Genomic DNA, 2,001 nt, shown 5'->3' on the forward strand with positions numbered 1-2,001 from the left:
ACTTTCAGAAATATCTCGACGGCGCCTCCGACGGGGCGTGGGGTAAAGGCGCCGGCGAGACGTTCAACGGGGGCGTCGGTGTCGGTGCCGCGGGCAACAACGGCACGTCAGCGCTGTTGCAGAGCACCGAAGGGGCGATCACCTACAACGAGTGGTCGTTCGCGGTGGGTAAGCAATTGAGCATGGCCCGAATCATCACCTCGGCCGGTCCGGAGCCGGTTTCGATTACTGTCGACTCCGTGGGCAAGACCATTGCCGGGGTCAAGTTCGCAGGCAGCGGTAATGATTTGGTGTTGGACACGTCGTCGTTCTACAAGCCGACACTGGCTGGTTCCTATCCGATCGTGTTGGCGACCTACGAGATCGTCTGCTCGAAGTATCCGGATTCCGCGACTGGCTCCGCGGTGAAGGCGTTCATGCAGGCCGCCATTGGGCCGGGCCAAGATGGCTTGGATCAGTACGGATCCATTCCGATGCCCAGCTCCTTCCAGGCGAAGCTGGCGACAGCGGTGAACGCGATCTCATGATGATCACGACGAAGGGAGCGTCGCTGTGAGCGGGCCGGTTTCACGGGTGGGGTCGCAATTTGGGCACTATCGACTGCACCGGCTGTTGGGCCGCGGTGGCATGGGTGAGGTCTATGAGGCCGAGGACACCCGTAAGCGCCGGATGGTGGCGTTGAAGCTGATCTCGCCGCAATTCTCCGGCGACCCGACGTTCCGCGCACGGATGCAGCGAGAAGCCGATGCCGCGGGTCGGCTGACCGAACCGCATGTGGTGCCGATCCATGACTACGGCGAGATCGACGGAAAGCTGTACGTGGAGATGCGGCTGGTCGACGGCACCGACTTGGCCACGCTGTTGAGGCGTTCCGGACCATTGGCTCCTGCCCGCGCGGTCGCCATTGTGCGCCAGATTGCCGCCGCACTGGACGGCGCGCACGCTGCGGGGGTCACGCATCGCGACGTCAAACCGGAGAACATCCTGGTCACCGGCGACGACTTCGCTTATCTGGTGGACTTCGGGATCGCCCGAGCGGCTGCCGATCCGGGGCTGACCCAGACCGGGATTGCGATGGGAACTTACAGCTATATGGCTCCCGAGCGGTTCACCGGCGATGAGGTCACCTATCGGGCCGATGTGTATTCGCTGGCCTGTGTGTTGGCCGAGTCGTTGCTTGGGTCGCCTCCATTTCCGGTCGGCAGTATCGAGCAAGCGGTCGGTGCGCATTTGACGAAGCCTCCGCCGCGGCCCAGCCAGCTGCGCCCCGGAGTGATCCCGGCGGCTTTCGATGACGTGATCGCCCGCGGCATGGCCAAAAACCCCGCCGAGCGTTATCGCAGCGCCGGTGAGCTGGCCGCCGCCGCTCACCACGCGTTGGCTGAACCCGAGCAACACCAGGCGGTCAGGATCCTGCAGCAGGGCGAGAATGCCAGGGCGGCCGATCACGCCGATCGTGCCCTGCAGGCGCGTCACACGTCCTCACTGCCCGACGAAACCATGGCTCGACCTGTGCCGTCGATCGCCAACGAGGCGGCCTGGAGGCCCCCTCCCGCCGGCGGCGGCAGCTGGGGCCACCGCTCCGGGCCGCCGTCCGCCCCCGGCCCTGCGCCCGCACCGGACTTCAGCGCGTCATCGCCGCGGGATGACAAGCGAAAGTGGATTCTCATCGGCGCTGCTGCCCTGGTCGCCGTCGCCGTCGGAGTTGCAGTTTTCGTGGTGCAGCCGTGGCGGAACTCATCGACGTCGGCATCGGGACAAAGCGTGCTGCCGTTCAATGGCCTCAATTACCGGCTTTCGCCAAGCGGGGTGGCGCTCGACAATGCCGGCGGCGTCTACGTCACCAGTGAGAGCATGTACGGCAAGGTGGTGAAGTTGGCGCCGGGATCGAGCACCCCGACGGAGCTGCCGTTCAACGGTCTTTACCAGCCGCAGGGGTTGGCGGTGGATTCGGCGGGGACCGTGTATGTGAGTGATTTCAACAACCGGGTGGTGAGGTTG

At 65.0% G+C, this 2,001-nt stretch carries 2 protein-coding genes; both read left to right on the forward strand.

Translation table 11 applies throughout. From position 1 onward, the window contains the following. On the forward strand, positions 1 to 527 hold a 527-nt coding region (locus AC2VOG_RS15305), incomplete at its 5' end, for a substrate-binding domain-containing protein (protein WP_486940724.1). Positions 528 to 552: 25 nt separating this feature from the next. Further along, the coding region (locus AC2VOG_RS15310) for a serine/threonine-protein kinase (RefSeq protein ID WP_486940725.1) at positions 553 to 2,001 on the forward strand (1,449 nt) is incomplete at its 3' end.

The organism is Mycobacterium sp. TH-M11 (genome assembly GCF_057473725.1).